At 60.4% G+C, this 17,844-nt stretch carries 17 protein-coding genes and 1 pseudogene; 7 read left to right on the top strand and 11 right to left on the bottom strand.

The annotated features are described in order from the left end of the window. Positions 1-118 precede the first annotated feature (118 nt). From APH41_RS19490 to APH41_RS19515, 6 genes are read left to right on the top strand one after another with little or no spacing between them, the layout of a single operon-like run. A complete protein-coding gene (locus tag APH41_RS19490) occupies positions 119-1,948 on the top strand; it encodes an extracellular solute-binding protein (protein WP_054920844.1) in 1,830 nt (609 codons plus the stop codon). Further along, positions 1,945-3,777 (top strand): extracellular solute-binding protein, encoded by a 1,833-nt coding sequence (locus tag APH41_RS19495; protein ID WP_054920846.1) that lies wholly within the window; start codon positions 1,945-1,947, stop codon positions 3,775-3,777. Before APH41_RS19490 ends, APH41_RS19495 begins: the two co-directional genes overlap by 4 nt. After that, a complete protein-coding gene (locus tag APH41_RS19500) occupies positions 3,778-4,851 on the top strand; it encodes a microcin C ABC transporter permease YejB (RefSeq protein ID WP_034126078.1) in 1,074 nt (357 codons plus the stop codon). 1 nt (position 4,852) lies between these two features. Beyond that, complete coding sequence (locus APH41_RS19505; RefSeq protein WP_003190688.1) at positions 4,853-5,872, top strand: ABC transporter permease; 1,020 nt, start codon at positions 4,853-4,855, stop codon at positions 5,870-5,872. Between the two features lies 1 nt (position 5,873). Further along, positions 5,874-7,475, top strand: a complete 1,602-nt coding sequence (locus tag APH41_RS19510; protein ID WP_014718252.1) for an ABC transporter ATP-binding protein — start codon at positions 5,874-5,876, stop codon at positions 7,473-7,475. A gap of 35 nt (positions 7,476-7,510) precedes the next feature. Further along, on the top strand, positions 7,511-8,404 hold the full coding sequence (locus tag APH41_RS19515) for an AraC family transcriptional regulator (protein WP_054920849.1): 894 nt from the start codon (positions 7,511-7,513) through the stop codon (positions 8,402-8,404). Here the strand turns inward: APH41_RS19515 and APH41_RS19520 are convergent. The 3 genes from APH41_RS19520 to APH41_RS19530 form a co-directional block, all read right to left on the bottom strand. Beyond that, entirely contained in the window at positions 8,346-8,933 is a 588-nt protein-coding gene (locus APH41_RS19520) for a LysE family translocator (RefSeq protein ID WP_054920851.1), read from the bottom strand. The genes APH41_RS19515 and APH41_RS19520 overlap by 59 nt on opposite strands. 589 nt (positions 8,934-9,522) lie before the next feature. Next, the gene (locus tag APH41_RS19525; protein WP_054920856.1) at positions 9,523-10,152 is read right to left on the bottom strand and encodes a ribonuclease T2; all 630 of its coding nucleotides are present in this window, start codon (positions 10,150-10,152) and stop codon (positions 9,523-9,525) included. A gap of 45 nt (positions 10,153-10,197) precedes the next feature. Next, a complete protein-coding gene (locus tag APH41_RS19530; protein WP_054920858.1) occupies positions 10,198-11,175 on the bottom strand; it encodes a Gfo/Idh/MocA family protein in 978 nt (325 codons plus the stop codon). A 126-nt stretch (positions 11,176-11,301) separates the two neighbouring features. Between APH41_RS19530 and APH41_RS19535 the strand changes: the two genes are divergently transcribed. Beyond that, on the top strand, positions 11,302-11,664 hold the full coding sequence (locus APH41_RS19535; RefSeq protein WP_054920861.1) for an NUDIX hydrolase: 363 nt from the start codon (positions 11,302-11,304) through the stop codon (positions 11,662-11,664). A 15-nt stretch (positions 11,665-11,679) separates the two neighbouring features. Here APH41_RS19535 and APH41_RS19540 read toward each other — a convergent pair whose 3' ends face one another. The 8 genes and pseudogenes from APH41_RS19540 to APH41_RS19575 all read right to left on the bottom strand — a co-directional run. Further along, the gene (locus APH41_RS19540) at positions 11,680-11,928 is read right to left on the bottom strand and encodes a DUF1652 domain-containing protein (RefSeq protein WP_003191753.1); all 249 of its coding nucleotides are present in this window, start codon (positions 11,926-11,928) and stop codon (positions 11,680-11,682) included. Positions 11,929-12,329: 401 nt separating this feature from the next. Then, positions 12,330-12,590 carry a hypothetical protein gene (locus APH41_RS19545; protein WP_032900704.1) on the bottom strand — a complete coding sequence of 87 codons (261 nt, stop codon included), beginning with the start codon at positions 12,588-12,590 and terminating at the stop codon, positions 12,330-12,332. 4 nt (positions 12,591-12,594) lie between these two features. After that, positions 12,595-13,041 (bottom strand): GNAT family N-acetyltransferase, encoded by a 447-nt coding sequence (locus tag APH41_RS19550; protein WP_034126087.1) that lies wholly within the window; start codon positions 13,039-13,041, stop codon positions 12,595-12,597. A 96-nt stretch (positions 13,042-13,137) separates the two neighbouring features. Beyond that, a complete protein-coding gene (locus APH41_RS19555) occupies positions 13,138-13,467 on the bottom strand; it encodes a hypothetical protein (RefSeq protein ID WP_003191756.1) in 330 nt (109 codons plus the stop codon). 110 nt (positions 13,468-13,577) lie between these two features. After that, on the bottom strand, positions 13,578-14,651 hold the full coding sequence (locus APH41_RS19560) for a class I SAM-dependent methyltransferase (RefSeq protein WP_054920863.1): 1,074 nt from the start codon (positions 14,649-14,651) through the stop codon (positions 13,578-13,580). A 38-nt stretch (positions 14,652-14,689) separates the two neighbouring features. After that, positions 14,690-16,138 (bottom strand): adenylosuccinate lyase family protein, encoded by a 1,449-nt coding sequence (locus APH41_RS19565; RefSeq protein ID WP_054897490.1) that lies wholly within the window; start codon positions 16,136-16,138, stop codon positions 14,690-14,692. Beyond that, positions 16,138-17,571, bottom strand: a complete 1,434-nt coding sequence (gene purB / locus APH41_RS19570; RefSeq protein WP_054920866.1) for an adenylosuccinate lyase — start codon at positions 17,569-17,571, stop codon at positions 16,138-16,140. Before purB ends, APH41_RS19565 begins: the two co-directional genes overlap by 1 nt. Before the next feature lie 29 nt (positions 17,572-17,600). Continuing rightward, positions 17,601-17,844: pseudogene (locus APH41_RS19575) on the bottom strand (hypothetical protein); the annotation flags it as partial.

The raw sequence follows: 17,844 nt of genomic DNA on the forward strand, positions 1-17,844 counted from the left end.
CACACCGTCCAATAGCTTGCAGTCCGCAAAATGGCCTTCCCGACAGCCTTTTTCCAACCGGAACAAGCTGTTACTGTACCGATCATAAAGCCCAAGCCGCCTGGATCGGATCTCTGACTTGAAGCGTCCCCTCCTTCTACTAATAAGTCTGGCCTTGAGCTTTGCGGCGAACGCGACGATCACCGAAAGCCACGGTTATGCGCAGTTCGGCACACTCAAGTACCCGGCCAAATTCACCCATTACGATTGGGTAAACCCTGCAGCGCCCAAAGGCGGGACATTGCGGGTGATGGCATTTGGCACCTTCGATACGCTCAACCCCTACACCTTCAAAGGTTCAAGCCCGGTTTCCACCGCCAACTTCCTGCAGTACGGCGTCAACGAGCTCAATGAGCCCTTGATGGTGGGCACCGGGCAATACGCGCCGTCGGGCGATGAACCCACCTCAAGCTATGGCCTGATTGCCCAATCGGTGGAATACAGCGAAGACCGCAGTTGGGTGGTGTTCAACCTGCGCCCCGAAGCACGCTTTCACGACGGCAAGCCGATCACCGCCGATGACGTGGCGTTTTCCTATCGCACCCTGCTGACCGAAGGCCACCCGCAGTACCGCACCAACCTGCAGGAAGTGGCCCGGGTCGATATCCTCAACCCTCACCGTATCCGCTTTGTGTTCAAGCGCGCCGGCAACCCCTTGCTGATCCTGCGCCTGGGCGAGTTGCCGGTGCTGCCCCAGCACTATTGGAAAAACCGTGACTTCAAGGCCACCACCTTCGAGCCGCCCCTGGGCAGTGGGCCCTACCGCATCACCAAGGTTGCGCCTGGGCGGCAACTGGTGTTTGAACGGGTCAAGGATTACTGGGGCAAAGACCTGCCGGTCAACCAGGGTTTCTATAACTACGACAAGGTCGAAGTGGAGTTCTATCGCGACAGCGACGTGGCCTTTGAAGCCTTCAAGGCCGGTGAATTCGACATTTATATCGAGCATCAGGCCAAGAACTGGGCCACCGGTTACAACTTCCCGGCGGTCAACCGCGGCGATGTGATCAAGGCGCAGATCGCCCATCAGATCCCCACCCAGAGCCAGGGCCTGTTCATGAATACCCGGCGACCGGCGTTCAGCCAGGCCAAGGTGCGTGAAGCCCTGGGGTTGATGTTCGATTTTGAATGGACCAACCGCACGCTGTTCAGCAGCGCCTACAAGCGTTCGGTGAGCTATTACCCCAACAGTGAATTCTCGGCCACCGGCCTGCCCGTGGGCCATGAGTGGTTAATGCTCTCGCCCTACCGCGACCAACTGCCGGCCGCGCTGTTTACCCAACCGTTCAGCCTGCCGCACACCGATGGTCGCGGCATCCCTCGCGAAACCCTGCGCCAGGCCCTGGCCCTGCTCAGCGAGGCCGGCTGGAAACTGTCGGGGCAGCGCCTGCTGGATAAGGACGGGCAACCGCTGCGCCTGGAAATCCTGCTGGTCAACCCAAACCTCGAGCGCATCCTGCAACCCTATGTCGAAAATCTGACCCGCATCGGCATCGACGCCCGCTTGCGTACCGTTGACCGCGCACAATACAAACAGCGCCTCGATCAATTCGATTTCGACATGATTCTGATGACTCTCAACCAGACCTTGAGCCCCGGCCTTGAGCAGTGGCAGTACTTCCACTCCAGCCAGGCCGCAATCAAAGGCAGCAAGAATTACGCCGGTATCGCCAACCCGGTGGTCGACCACCTGCTGGACCAACTGCTGGCGGCGCAGACCCGCGAAGAACAACTGGCTGCCGGCCGCGCCCTGGACCGGGTGCTGCTGTGGCAGCACTACAGCATTCCCAACTGGTACCTCAACTATCATCGCCTGGCGTACCGCAACCGGTTCGCCTTCGTCACCACGCCGCCCTACAGCCTGGGCCTGAGCGCATGGTGGCTGAAAGCTTCGGAGAAAGCCCAATGATGTCCTTGCGTACTACCCTGCTCGCCAGCCTGTTGCTGTGCACCGCGGCGCACGCCGCGCCACAACATGCGCTGACTCTCTACAACGAGCCCCCCAAGTACCCCGCCGACTTCAAGCATTTTGACTATGTAAACCCCGACGCCCCCAAGGGCGGCACCTTCCGCGAATCGGCCATGGGCGGCTTCGACAGCCTCAACCCCTATATCAGCAAGGGCGTACCGGCAGACAACCTGCCACTGATCTACGACACCCTGGCCATGCAAAGCCTGGACGAACCCATCACCGAATACGGCCTGGTGGCCGGCAAGATCGAAAAAGCCCCGGACAACAGCTGGGTGCGCTTCTATCTGCGCCCCGAAGCGCGCTTCCATGACGGCCACCCGATACGCGCCGAAGACGTAGTGTTTACCTTCCAGACCCTGATCAAGGAAGGCAACCCGCTGTACCGCAACTACTACGCCGACGTCGATGAGGTGGTGGCCGAAGACCCGTTGCGCGTGCTGTTCAAGTTCAAGCGCACCAACAACCGCGAGTTGCCCTTGATCCTTGGGCAGTTGCCAGTACTGCCCAAACACTGGTGGGCCAGCCGGGATTTTTCCAAGGGCAACCTGGAAATCCCCTTGGGCAGCGGGCCTTACCAGGTGGCCGAGGTCAAGCCGGGCCGCATGATTCGCTACGAGCGGGTCAAGGATTATTGGGCCAAGGACCTGCCGGTCAATAAGGGCTTCTACAACTTCGATACCCGCATCACCGATTACTACCGCGACAGCACTGTCTCCCTGGAAGCCTTGAAGGCCGGGCAGTTCGACTACTGGCTGGAGTTCAGCGCCAAGAACTGGGCCAATGCCTACAACATTCCAGCGGTGAAAGAAGGCCGATTGATCAAGGAAGAAATTCCCAACGGCAACCCCACCGGCATGCAGGGTTTTGTGTTCAACATGCGCAAGCCGATGTTCCAGGACGTGCGGGTGCGCAAGGCCATCAGCCTTCTGCTGGATTTCGAGTGGAGCAACAAGCAACTGTTCAACGGTGCCTACACCCGTACCCGCAGCTATTTCGAAAACTCGGAAATGGCCGCCACCGGCCTACCCGGTCCGGACGAGCTGGCGATTCTCGAGCCGCTGCGCGACAAGATCCCTGGCGAAGTCTTCACCCAGGCATTCGAACCGTCCCACACCGACGGCAGCGGCATGATCCGCACCCAGCAACGCGAGGCCTACCAACTGCTGCAGGAAGCGGGCTGGAAGATTGTTGACGACAAAATGGTCGACAGCACCGGCAAGCCAGTGACCATAGAGTTTTTGCTGGCCCAGACCGAGTTCGAGCGCATCCTGCTTCCGTTCAAGCGCAACCTGGCAGACCTGGGCATCGACCTGGTGATTCGTCGCGTGGACGTCTCACAGTTCGTCAACCGCCTGCGCTCGCGCGACTTCGACATGCTGGTGGGCAGCTTCCCGCAATCCACCTCGCCGGGTAACGAGCAGCGCGAGTTCTGGAAATCCTCCAGCGCCGACAAGCCCGGCAGCCGCAACTACATGGGCCTCAAGGACCCCGCGGTCGACCAGTTGGTGGAAGAGCTGATCGACGCCGGTTCGCGGCAAAGCCTGATCGCCCACGCCAGGGCGCTGGATCGTGTGCTGCAGTTTGGTTACTACGTGATTCCCAACTGGCACATCAAGACCTTTCGCGTCGCGTACTGGGACCACCTGGGCCACCCCAAGGTCTCGCCACGCTACGACGTCGGCACCGCGACCTGGTGGAGCAAACCCGACGTCACACCTGCCGTCCCCCTGGACACACGCGCCGATGCGGCGAGCGGAGGCGATTAAATGCTGGCCTATATTGTTCGCCGCCTGTTGCTGATCATTCCCACGCTGTTCGGGATCTTGTTGATCAACTTTGTCATCATCCAGGCCGCTCCCGGCGGCCCGGTGGAGCAGATGATCGCCAAGCTCGAAGGCTTCGACGGCGCCACCAGCCGCATTGCTGGCGGCGGCGCCGAAGTCGCGGTGGCCGGTTCCAGCTACCGTGGCGCCCAGGGCCTGGACCCGGCGCTGATCAAGGAAATCGAAAAGATGTACGGCTTCGACAAGTCGGCGCCGGAACGCTTGTGGATCATGGTCAAGAACTACGCCCAGCTGGACTTCGGTGACAGCTTTTTCCGAGACGCCAAGGTCATCGACCTGATCAAGGAGAAGATGCCGGTGTCCATTTCCCTCGGGTTGTGGAGCACCTTGATCATGTACCTGGTGTCCATCCCCCTGGGGATCGCCAAGGCCACGCGCCACGGCAGCCATTTCGATGTGTGGACCAGCTCGGCGATCATCGTCGGCTACGCGATACCGGCGTTCCTGTTTGCGATTCTGCTGATCGTGGTGTTTGCCGGTGGCAGTTATTTCGACTGGTTCCCCTTGCGCGGGCTCACCTCCAACAACTTCGAGGAGTTGAGTTGGGGCGGCAAGATCCTCGATTACTTCTGGCACCTGGCGCTGCCCGTCACCGCCCTGGTGATCGGCAACTTCGCGACCATGACCCTGCTGACCAAGAACAGCTTTCTCGACGAGATCAACAAGCAGTACGTGGTCACCGCCAAGGCCAAGGGCCTGACCAATCGCCGCGTGCTGTATGGCCACGTGTTCCGCAACGCCATGCTGCTGGTGATCGCCGGTTTCCCTTCGGCCTTCATTGGCATCTTCTTTACCGGCTCGTTGCTGGTGGAGGTGATCTTCTCCCTCGACGGCCTGGGCCTGATGAGCTTTGAAGCGGCGATCAACCGTGACTACCCGGTGGTGTTCGGCACGCTGTTTATCTTCACCCTGCTGGGGCTGATCGTGAAACTGATCGGCGACCTCACCTACACCCTGGTCGATCCACGTATCGACTTTGCCAGCCGGGAGCATTGAGATGAACCTGTCCCCCCTCAATCGCCGCCGGTTCGAGCGGTTCAAGGCCAACAAGCGTGGCTGGTGGTCGCTGTGGCTGTTCCTGGTGCTGTTCGTGCTGAGCCTGGGCGCCGAGTTGATCGCCAACGACAAGCCCCTGGCGGTGCACTTCGACGGCGGCTGGTACTTCCCGGCGCTCAAGCGCTACCCGGAGACTACCTTCGGCGGTGAATTCCCGCTGGAAGCCAACTACAAGAGCCCGTACATCCAGGAACTGCTCAAGGCCAAGGACGCCTGGACCTTGTGGGCGCCGATTCCGTTCAGCTACCAGAGCATCAATTACGACCTGAAAGTCCCGGCCCCGGCGCCGCCGTCCTCGGTCAACCTGCTGGGCACCGATGACCAGGGGCGCGATGTGCTCGCGCGGGTGATCTACGGCTTTCGTGTATCGGTGCTCTTCGCCCTGACCCTGACCATACTCAGCTCGATCATCGGCGTGATTGCCGGCGCCTTGCAGGGCTTTTATGGCGGCTGGGTCGACCTGGCCGGGCAACGTTTCCTGGAGATCTGGTCCGGCTTGCCGGTGCTTTACCTGCTGATCATCCTGGCCAGCTTCGTGCAACCCAACTTCTGGTGGCTGCTGGGGATCATGCTGCTGTTTTCCTGGATGAGCCTGGTGGATGTGGTGCGCGCCGAGTTCCTGCGCGGGCGCAACCTGGAATACGTGCGCGCGGCGCGGGCGCTGGGCATGCAGAACGGTGCGATCATGTTCCGTCACATCCTGCCCAATGCGATGGTCTCGACCATGACCTTCCTGCCCTTCATTCTCACCGGTGCCATTGGCACCCTCACCGCCCTGGACTTTCTAGGCTTCGGGCTGCCGGCAGGTTCGCCGTCGCTGGGTGAGCTGGTGGCGCAGGGCAAATCCAACTTGCAAGCGCCGTGGCTGGGCATGAGTGCCTTTGCGGTGCTGGCGATCATGTTGAGCTTGTTGGTGTTTATCGGCGAGTCCGCTCGCGATGCGTTCGACCCGAGGAAATGAGATGAATCCGGACAATCTGATCGAAATCCGCGACCTCAGTGTCGAGTTCGTCACCGGCGAGCATCATCACCGCGTGGTCAACCACGTCAGTTTCGACATCAAGCGCGGCGAAACCCTGGCGCTGGTGGGCGAAAGCGGTTCAGGCAAATCGGTCACCGCCCATTCGATCCTGCGCCTGCTGCCCTACCCGTTGGCCAGGCATCCGTCTGGCACTATCGAGTATTCAGGGCAAGACCTGCTGACGCTCAAAGAGAAAACCCTGCGGCATATACGCGGCAACCGCATTGCGATGATCTTCCAGGAGCCGATGACCTCGTTGAACCCGCTGCATTCCATCGAAAAGCAGATCAACGAAGTGCTCGGCCTGCACAAGGGCCTGACCGGCAAGGTCGCCACCCAGCGCACGTTGGAATTGCTGGAGCTGGTGGGTATCCCCGAGCCACACAAACGCCTCAAGGCGTTGCCTCACGAGCTGTCCGGCGGCCAGCGCCAGCGAGTGATGATCGCCATGGCTCTGGCCAACGAGCCGGAGTTGTTGATTGCCGACGAGCCGACCACGGCGCTGGATGTCACCGTGCAGTTGAAGATCCTGGAATTGCTCAAGGAGCTGCAGGCGCGGCTGGGCATGGCGCTGCTGCTGATCAGCCACGACCTCAACCTGGTACGGCGCATCGCCCATCGTGTGTGTGTGATGCAGCAAGGTTGCATCGTTGAACAGGCCGATTGCGAGACACTGTTCCAGTCGCCCCAGCATCCCTACACCCAGGAATTGCTCGCGGCGGAGCCCAGTGGTGGGCCAGCCAACAATGATGTCGGCCCTCCGCTGCTGGAAGTGGACGACCTGAAAGTCTGGTTTCCGATCAAGAAAGGCTTTTTGCGCAATACCGTCGATTACGTCAAGGCTGTGGACGGCATCAACTTCAGCCTGCCCCAGGGCCAAACCCTGGGCATCGTTGGCGAAAGTGGCTCGGGCAAGTCCACCTTGGGCCTGGCAATTTTGCGCCTGATCGGCAGCCAGGGCGGGATTCGCTTCGAAGGCCAGCAACTGGACCGCCTCAGCCAACAGCAGGTGCGCCCGTTGCGCCGGGAAATGCAGGTCGTGTTCCAGGACCCGTTCGGCAGCCTGAGCCCGCGCATGTGCGTCAGCGAGATCGTTGGCGAAGGCCTGCGTATCCACAAGATGGGCACGCCCGCCGAACAGGAAGCGGCGATTATCGCGGCGCTCAAGGAAGTGGGCCTGGACCCCGAATCCCGGCATCGCTACCCCCATGAATTTTCCGGCGGCCAGCGCCAACGCATCGCTATCGCCCGAGCGCTGGTGCTCAAGCCGCGCCTGATCCTGCTGGACGAACCCACCTCGGCCCTGGACCGCACGGTACAGCGCCAGGTGGTAGAGTTGCTGCGTGGTTTGCAGGCCAAGTACAACCTGACCTACCTGTTTATCAGCCATGACCTGGCAGTGGTGAAGGCGCTGAGTCACCAGTTGATGGTGGTCAAGCAAGGCCAGGTGGTGGAGCAAGGCGATGCCCAGGCTATTTTTGCTGACCCGCAACATGCCTATACCCGGCAGTTGCTCAAGGCGGCTTTTTTGGTGCCGGCCTGACGGCACGCGGGTGCAAATGCAGGAGAAATAACGCCATGTCGCTCAGCCCAATCGCCCGTCCCGCAGACACGCCGCGCTTCTGGCGCGACGAACGCCTGCCGTTCATCGAAGCGCGCACCATCGCCGACGGGCGCAAGGTCACTTACACCCGGCACGCCCATGAGCATTTTTCCATCGGTGCGATCACCACCGGCTGCAGCTATTACCACTACGGCGCGCGCACCTTCGAAATCAGCGCCGGCACCGTGGTGCTGATGAACCCAGGCGATGTGCATGCGTGCAACCCCATCCATGACCAGCCCTGGTCCTACCACATGCTGTACCTGGACACGCCGTGGCTGACCGACCTGCAATACCAGCTGGGATTCAGTACCGACCAGGGCTACCGGCCATTCGACACACCCCATACTCGCGACACCGGGCTGTACCACGGCTTGCTTGACCTGTACCGCACGCTAGTGGATGAGCAGGCCGAACTGCTGCAAAAACAGAGTGCGCTAGTGAGTTACTTCACCGAGGTGCAACAGCGCCTGAATCCTTCACTGACGCCGGTACGCGAGGTCAACCACAAACTGGAACGCGCCGCCGACTACATCCGCGCCCACTGCACACAGGCCTTGAAACTCGAAGACATTTGCCAGGCCGCTGAACTGTCGCCGTCTTATCTGATCCGCGCATTCAAGCAGTATTACGGCTTGACGCCCCACGCCTTCATGGTCAACCGCCGCATCCAGTTCGCCCGCAGCCAACTGCGCAATGGCGCACTGATTGCCGACGTCGCCCTGGCCGCGGGCTTTGCCGACCAGGCGCACTTCCAGCGCACCTTCAAACAACACTTCGCGGCCACGCCGGGGCAATACCGCGAGAACCTCAAGCCATCAGCAAATAACCCACACTGGCCACCAGCAACGCGGCCATTGAGCGGTTGAACAGGCGCACACCTTTGGGGTTGTTCAAGTAGCGGCGCAAAAACGTCCCCGCATACGCCCAGCACGCCACCGACAGGTAGCAGATCACCAGGTAAAGCACGGCAAACAACCATACCTGCGCCGCATCGCCATCGGCCACGAACAACCCCATGCCTGCCACACACGCCAGCCAGGCTTTCGGGTTGAGCCACTGCATGATCGCGCCATACAACATCGACGGCGCGGAGTGCGCACCGTCAGCGTCCAGACGGCCATCATCCACCGCCAGCTTCCAAGCCATATACAACAAGAACGCCACGCCGCCCCAGCGGATCAATTGAATCAGGATCGGCCAGCGCACCAATACTTCATGCAACCCCAGGCCGATCAACACCAACAACAAGGTAAAACCCACGGCGGCGCCGAAGACATGTTTCTGGCTGGCGACGAAACCAAAACGTGCGCCAGAACTTAAAGCGACCACATTCACCGGTCCCGGCGTGATGGACGTGGCCAGGGCAAAGGCGGCCATGGAGAGAATCAAGCTCATTGCAGTTCCTTTTGTGATCCCAAACGAGGTTTAGATCACGGTACCGCGCAGGGACACGAGGGTATTGAAGAAAATGCCCCTGGGTACTTCAGAAACGGACGCTGATCTGATTAGTGCCCCCGCGATAAACTGTGGGAGCTGGCTTGCCTGCGATGGCGGCCGTTCAATCGACAGAGATGTCAAATGTGCCGCCCACAGGTAACCACGATGCGAAGCGAGCCGCTCTTGATCTTGATCTGCTTGTGATCTTGATCTCAGGCGCCCCGTTAAACCACGCTGGCCGAACGCAGGCTTGAATTCGTGGGTAACGTGGTGGGGCAAGAGCGTTTTGCTTACTTTTGTCTGGGCCGGCATTCCGGCTTTTCAAAAGTGAGACGCCGTCAGGGCGGAACCCTAAGTAGCCGTTACCGCAGGAATGGATAGGTACTCGGTATTACGGTGTCGACTGTGAGGTCGTCTTCGCAGGCAAGCCAGCTCCCACAGTTGGATCGCGGGGGCGTCAGGTAGATAGCCATCGGCTGGCACGCCGCGATCGCAGCGATACGGCGACCCAACAAGCCAGCTTTCATAGTGGGATCCAGGGCACCTCTCAGCGCTGGGTGGGAATACGAATATCGCCCCCCCGACACTGGCTCTTCACACTGCGCGGGCAACCGGCAAACGCGAGATCCTTGGTCAGGCACACCCGCACTTCCGACAGCACCTTGCCCTTGCAGATCACCGCCATACCGTGGTTGCCCATGCGTGGGTTGCTCTCGCGAAACAGCGCCTCGATCTCGTTGGCCCGCAATGACGGCGGCGTATTGAACGGCTGCAGTTGCTGCGGAATGGCAACCGCACCGAGCGCCACATCGGTCTTCTCCAGATACTCCAACGGCTCCAGCCCACTGCAGGTACCATGCTTGGCCCACTCATGCTTGAGCAGCGTGCGGGTGGGAAACAGCGCCGCGCCCTTGTCCATTTCTGCCGCGCTCAAGCGCGTCTGCGGTGTACAGGACGCCGGCCACCCTCCCCGTGCGTATTGCGGCCACAAACCATGCAGCACAAAGCCGTAGCCTTTACCTGAGCATTGCTCGTTGCCTGAGTGCGTGAGGCAAAACGTGGGTGACCACGAGAGCGATAGCACATAGAAATCAAACTCACCCGCCTGCCCTTGGCTGCGTGGCGCCGCCGTTGCCGCGGTGGCCATCAGCAGCCACATCACCATCCAGTATTTCATCCCGGTATTCCTTTAAAAGAGTAAAGCCTTACGCTATTGCCACGCCTAGGGATGCTGGGAGTAACGGTGTAACACCTTGTCCAAGATGATATCGGTCTTCAGCGCTTCGATGCCCAGCGACGGATGCTCGGCCTCGCCACGAATATGCGCGTTCATGTTCAGGACGTGGTGCCATTGAATATGGGTGTGACACGGCACGTCCAACACCTCGGTGGTCTCGCCTTCAAGACGCAGCGGCTGGTCCTCGAACACCGAAAACTGAATACGACCGCGACTGCCGATCAGTTCGACCCGGTCTTCGCGTCGGTCCGCCACAAAATTCCAGCAGCCCATGCCCAATGCACCGCTGGCAAATGTCCAGCAGGCCGTCACGGCATCTTCTGCCGCGTAGCGCCCAGCCTGTCGCGCCGAAAAGCCTGAGACCTCGACGATGTCCCCGGCCAGGTACTGGAACAGGTCGAACCCATGGCTCGCCAGGTCGGCAAAGTAACCGCCACCGGCAATGGCCGGATCGGTGCGCCAATTGGTGGCGTCGGAGTCTGTTACAGCAGCGGGTTTGCACAAGGTCCAGGTCAGGTGGCGCAACTCACCGATACGGCCTTCCTGCAGCCAGGTGCGCACTTGCTGAAAGCGTGGCAATGAACGCCGGTAGTAGGAGACAAACAGATGCAGCCCGGCGCGCTCGAATGTGCGCTGCATCAACGCGCTCTGTTCAGCATTCAGCGACATCGGCTTTTCGACGCAACAATGTTTACCCGCCGCGGCCACTCTCAGGGCGTACTCAAGGTGACTGTCGGGCGGAGTGGCAATGTAGACCGCATCCACCTCGGGGTCATCGATCAAGGCCTGGGCATCGGTATAGCAACGGGCAATGCCATGGCGCGCCGCATAATCGCGCACCGCCTCGGCACGCCGCCCCATCACGGCGACCAATGCCGAACCTGGCGCTTTATAGAAAGCCGGTCCACTCTTCAATTCAGTGACACTGCCACAGCCGATCATGCCCCAGCGTATGGTCTTCATCTAATGTCCTCGGTCGTATTCGTCAATCGGGCAGTATCCACATACAGGCCCTGGCGCGCCATAACCACTTAGCATGACAATTGCATTACACTTTTATGACATTCATCCGGCGCGGGGGCACACTCGATGAAAATTAGGGCGACCGTCATTTGCGAACATGAGGGGCACATCCTCTTCGTACGCAAGGCCAGATCAAAATGGGCATTGCCCGGCGGGAAAGTAGAAGCGCACGAGCGTCCGGTAGGCGCGGCGGAACGCGAGCTGGAAGAAGAAACCGGTTTAAACGTGGACGGCTTGCTGTACCTGCAGGAGCTCAAGGCCCGCGACACCGTCCACCATGTGTTCGAGGCCTCGGTGATCAATATCGACGAGGCACGGCCGTGCAATGAGATTGTGGATTGCCAGTGGTACGCCTACAGCGCCGTGGACGAGCTGGACACCACAGACGCTACCCGCCACATCGTCAAATCCTTCCTGCGGCGCCTCTGACGCGCTGGACGGCCGTTAACCTACCGCCGCAAACCCACGGCGCCCGGCCTTTATCTCGGTACGCAACTCACCAATCAGGTTGGAGATGGCACGGATGCTGTCCAGGCCTTCGGGTGATACGCGGGTCAGCAGCAAGTCGACACGACCGGACGCAGGCTCGAACACGCTGATGCGCAGCGAGCCGTCACTATTGAGGCAGCACTCACACGCAAGCGGCAGGAAGCCTGAGGCCATGATGCGGTTGAATTCGGTGATGGAAATCATGATCAGCCCCCCGTCCCTGGGTTCTACCCGATTGAGGTGATGCAAGCAGCATAGATAAGGTTTTGCCGGCCGCCGGACAATTAATGCAAAAGTGTTAGCCAGCCCTCACTTTAGTAGGTCGTCACCGGCCATGAACGACAGGCCGAGATTAAATCGCGGGCAAAAAAAATCCCAAGTAGCTGATGGAAACTTGGGATTTAAAAATGCATAAACCGTGGGAGGTGAACGCTCGGCTATAGTAGCGATTGTAAAAACATGTAACAAGATTATTTTAATCCTTTCGTCGGATTGAAAGCGTCGTAAGTCATTCAATAACCACATATTTTTTAAGGTAGAAGGCAGTAGTCGTGCTACTTTTTGGTGCAAGTAACGACAGTAAATCCCTGTATAAAAAATGGTTATTAATCGGGCGTAGCGCTTTCAAGTAACTGTTCACTTAACTGCTTGCATGTTTCTTGAAGGGCCTCACGACTGGAAGCAGTGGCGCCCACCACGGCCTCCAGATGACGACACAGCGTCAGGCGTTCAGCCGCCTCTTCGCGCTGGCGGTCGACCTTGGCGTTGAGTTGAATGAAATAGAACCCCAGCAGCACGGCGATGCCCAGCACACCCACCGCGAGGTAGCGCAAGCCGTTGGACGATGGAGGCTCTGGGGCATTCATGGCCTTATGGCGCCCTGCTCTTTTCATAACGAACGTCATCACCATCGACCGGGCCCACGACGGACCAGCCCAGGCGCTGATAGAACCCATTGGCCCGGATTTCATCACGCCCATCAGTCACCAGGTAGAGCGTGTCGTGGTGCTCAAACAGAGCCGCCTCGGCCACCGCCATCAGTTGACGGCCCAGCCCAAGCTTCTCGTGCGAGGGCAGCACGAACATTGCGAACACTTCACCTTCATCCAGGTCGACCATGGAAAACCCCGCCGCCTGGCCGTCCACTTCCGCGATCCAGCCGCAAGGTGCTGCGCGCAACGTATCGCTCAATACCTGCGGGGTAATCCCCAGGCCAGCCATCTGTTCAAGGCTCAGGTGGTTTTGCACCACCGAGGTGCGAATCGCGCACAGCGTGTCGACGTCATCAGGTGTCGCCGTTCGAATCAGCACTTGCATACCCGCCTCCATCAAGAAGTGCGCAATTGTATGCAAATACTCACATGGGGTTTGTCGTGGATTTGTAAAGGCCCCACGGCTGGTGCGGGCTACGGATTACTTGCGTGCGACCTTGTAGCGCAGGCAATCCTGGTAAAAGCTTTGACGAATCGCCTCGGGCTTGAGCCTTGAGCGGCTGTCATAGGTCTGCTCGGTGATGCCCATGGCCATCATGCGCATCCACGATTTGCTGAACTTGAGGGTCTGGATCTTCTGCCGGGCCGCGTATAGCGAAACGCCGGATAACTTTAGCTCCTGGGCCCTGGCGGCCGTGCCTGCGCCCCAACTGCACATGTACTTGTCACCCTCGCGCAATTCCCTGGCCTGCGCGACAGTCGCGCCGCCGGCCAGGGAGCAGGCAATCAGCATCATTCCCACAGAGCGCATTTGCATCCTCACCTAACCACCTGAAAATAAAAGTGATTTTGGCGAGGATTTTGTTACAAAGGGGCCATTAAATTGCCTTACTGCGCAAAGCGACTCGCGGATGCTTCCTATCAAGGCTTGAGTTCGAACAGCGCCGGCATCGGTGGCCACTGCGAAGGCACTTTACGAAAGCGGCTGAACCCGGCTGCCTCAGCCATCTGGCGGGCACGCTTCTCGCCCATGAACGCCCCCAGCCCTGCCCCACCGTGGGACAGCGAACAGGTCATGCAATAGAGGGTGCTCTGCGGGTACATGACGCGCCCGAACAGGTTCATGTTCTCGTGCAGTTCCTCGGACAGGTTGAGCTCCACCATCAGGTAAATACCGTCTTCGGCCGTGGCGGCGCGCAAATCCTTGAGCATCTGCTGAGGGTCGGTGGCATCGTGGATCACCACAAAGGTGGTCACGAAGTCGAATTGCTGGCCGCGCAACGCATCGGAGTCGTTCACCTCGAATTGCACCCGGTCACCCACACCAGCCGCCTCGGCGTTGGCCCGCGCCAACTCGATGGAAGGCAGGTGGAAGTCGCAGCCGACAATGCGCGCCTCAGGATAGGCCTTGGCCATGGTGATCGCCGCCAGGCCCGCACCACAGCCGAAATCCAGCACACTGCCGCCGGTCTTGAGCTTCTCTTCGACGCCGTCCAGGGATGGAATCCAGTGCTGGACCAGGTAGTGCTTGTACCAGGGCATGGTCATGCGCTCCATGCCTTTCCAGGTTTCCAGCGGGAACGCCTCTTCAGCGCAACCACCACCATGGCGGAAGGCCTCGATGACCTTGGGCGCCATGCTCACGAACGGCACGCTCAGCTGGATAATGCCACCGGCAAAATACGGCGAATCTTCATCGGCCAGCACCGGCACAAACTCGGCGGGCATTTGGTAACGGCGGGTTTGCGCGTCGTAGGTCACATAATTGCCGGTGGCCATGCTGCCCAGCCATTCGCGCAAGTAACGTGCGTTGTAGCCGGTCTTGTGCGCCAACTCTTCCAGGGTCACCGCCTGGCCGTCGGCCAAAGCCTTGAACAAACCGAGCTGGTCGCCGATGTAGAGCATGGCGCCGCGCAGCGTGTTGCCGTAATCCTCCATGATGCGCGCCGAAAATTGCTGGACCTTGGCTTTATCAACTTCCATAACGTTGGACATCTGTCGCTCCTTGATGAATATGCAAATCTGTTAAGGGATCAGTGGCCGGCGAGTTTGGCCAGCACGTTGTCAACGATGCGTTCGGACATGCCCAAGTGAGTACGGGGCTCGAACAGCCGGGCCAGGGCGCCATCATTCATGACAGCAAGCACCCGCGCATCGGCCTCGATTGCCTCGCGGATCGACACGTGATTGCGCTGGCTGGCCTGGGACACTTCGAAGATGATCTGGTAGGCGCTGCTCTTGCCCAGCTTGCGCGCCATTTCGAACACCACCGCTTCGGTGCAGATGGCATCGCCATAGGCCTGGGCGGTGCATTCCATTTTCTGCACATTCACGGTGAGCCCATCGATGGTCTCGGTCAGAATCGAGAGCGCCATCAGTGCATAGTGGGAAACGTCCGCGACCGCGCACCACTCCAACCGCGTACCGCGGTAATCGCGCTCATGCTCAAGAATCATCGCGTCCAGCGCGAGCATGACCTGGGCCTTGGCCAGCCGTGCCAACACCACCACCTGCTCGCAGCCTTCGGGGTTGCGTTTGTGCGGCATGGTGCTGCTGCCGATCTGCTGGTCGCTCCAGCCCACTTCCACTTCAGCGATTTCCCAACGATTGAGCGTACGGATTTCATCGGCTACGCGGGCCAACGAGGCGGTGACCATGGCCAGGGTGCTGACGAACTCCGCAACGCGGTCACGGGACACATGCCAGCCCGTCAGGGGCACTTGCAGCGACAAGCGCTGGGCAAAACGATCCAGCATCGGCATGGCGTCCGGGCCGAACGCCGCCATGGTGCCGACCCCGCCGAACAGTTGCACCACCAGTACACGCTGGCGGGCTTCGGCCAAGCGCTGCCGGTGGCGCAACAGCTCATCGATCCAGCCGGCGACCTTCAGCCCGAAGGTGGTCGGCAAAGCGGGAATCGAGTGGGTCCTGGCGACCATCAGCGAGTCACGGTGCGCATCGGCCAGGGTCGACAACTTGCCCAGCAAAGTCTCCAGGGCCTGATCCATCGCATCAAGCACATCGCGCATCTCCAGGGATTGGGCGGTGTCCTGGATGTCTTGGGTGGTAGCGCCGTAATGCACGTATTCACGGGCACTGGGGCTACAATTTTTTTGCAGGGCGCTCAGCAATGGCATCAGCGAATGCCCAGTGGCAGCCACGCCCTCGGCCAGTTGGCGCACATTGATGCCCGATAGCAACGCGGCCTTTTCGATCTCCAGGGCCGCCTCGCGCGGGATGATGTTGACATCGGCCTGGGCCATGGCCAGCGCAGCTTCCACGTCCAGCCAACGTTGCAGGCGACAATGACTGCAGAAGATCTTGCGGCTCTGCGGGCCGGCATAACCCGAACCGTGGGTTTTCGAATCGAGGATGTGGCTGTGTTCGTGGCGGCATTGCTCGCCGTCATGATCAAAGCCCGGGTGGTCCGAACGTGCGGTGCAAGACGCACGGGCTGTCACTTCCAATGTTTGCGCATCCATCACATACCCTCCGTAGCGTACAGGGACTGACTGGTATTGCCTTGGGTTGCCATCACCGCCTCAGCGCCATCGCCTGAAGCGCGAGGTCTTGCTTTAGTTGCCACCAGATCGACCATCTCGGCCGCCAGCCCTGTGTAGGCTGTCGGGTCAAGCAAGTCGTCGAGCGTTTGCGCGCTGAAACAACCGCGCAGCCGAGGGTCGCCAAGCAGCGCATCGCGAAAGCAAACGCCCGCGTCCTGGGCCTGCAGGGCGATGTCGTGCACCAGATGATGGGCCGTCTGCTTGCCACACCGAGGCGCCAGCGCAAGCATCACGCGCTCCGACAGGATCAGCCCGCCCAGCAAGTCCAGGTTGCTGCGCATGCGCGCTTCACGCACCTGCAGCCCAGCCTGCAGCAAGCCTTCCATACGAGCGAGCAACGCACCGGCGTAAATGAACAGCTCGGGTAAGGCCGCCCATTCGATGCGCCAAGTGGTGCCGTCACGCTCGTGCATCTGGAAAGCGGCGTCGGTCAGCGCAACCATCTGCGCGCGCACCAGCCGCGACAGCGCGCTGATCAGGTCCACCGTCGATGGGTTTTGCTTGTGGGGCATGGTGCTACTTCCCACTTGCCCGGCTCGCCGCCCCTCGCGCACTTCGTCGATCTCGGTGCGCTGCAGGTGGTAGATCTCATTGGCGACACGGCCCAACGTCGCCGACGCCTGCACCAGCAACCACGCGGCTTCCAGGATGCGGTCGCGGGCGCTGTGCCAACTGCTCAACGGTGCCGACAGGCCGAGGCTTTCCAGGGTACGGCGCTGCACTTCCAAACCCTGCGGGCCAAGCCCGGCCAGGGTGCCCACGGCGCCGGTCAGGTTGCCGACCATCACCCGGGCGTAGGCTTCTTCAAAGCGTTCAAGGTGTCGATCAATCTCATCGACCCACACCGCCACCTTGTAGCCAAACGTGGTGGGCAAAGCGTGTTGACCATGGGTCCTGGCGACCATCGGCGTGTGCTTATGGCGCAGGGCGAGCGTGAGCAGATGCCCACGGATCCCGCGCAAACGCTGCACCACCAGGCCCCAGGCATCGCGGATTTGCAGGATCAGCCCGGTGTCGAGGATGTCCTGGGTGGTCACGCCGTAATGCACGTATTCGCCCAGCCCATCGGCGCATAACCCCTGCAATGCGCGCAGGGTCGGCACCAGGATGTGCCCGGTTTCCAGGCCTTCGCGCCCCAACGCGTCGAGGTCCAGCAGTTCCACGCTGGCTACCCGGGCAATCTCCCGGGCGGCCTCGTGGGGGATGAGGCCCATCTGCGCCTGGGTCGCCGCCAGCGCTGTTTCAACATCGAGCCACTTCTGCACCTGATTGGCATCAGAGAAGATCGCAGCAAATTCCGGGGACGAGTAAGCGCCCCCGTGGATACGGGATTCAGTGATATGACTTGGCATGTCGGGTTACTCGGGTTGTCCAGGGAGGGCTACTTCACGCGTTGTACTTCTTCCCAGACTGCATCGTAATAAGCCCGCTCCAGCCGGAAGTGCTCGGCCAAAGACGTCAGGAACGCATTCTGAAACCCGAGGTCCGGAATACGCCGTGAGATCAGCGCCCATTCACGCTTGGCCCGCGGCGGCACCAGGCTGATATGCACTTCGTAGTACTCCGCGTCATCCTGGCTCAAGCCCGCGTTGCGCAGGGCGTTGTACAGCTTGCCGTGGTTGCCC

The sequence above is a fragment of the Pseudomonas sp. NBRC 111138 genome, from assembly GCF_001320835.1.
In the GTDB taxonomy this organism is placed as follows: Bacteria; Pseudomonadota; Gammaproteobacteria; order Pseudomonadales; family Pseudomonadaceae; genus Aquipseudomonas; species Aquipseudomonas paracarnis.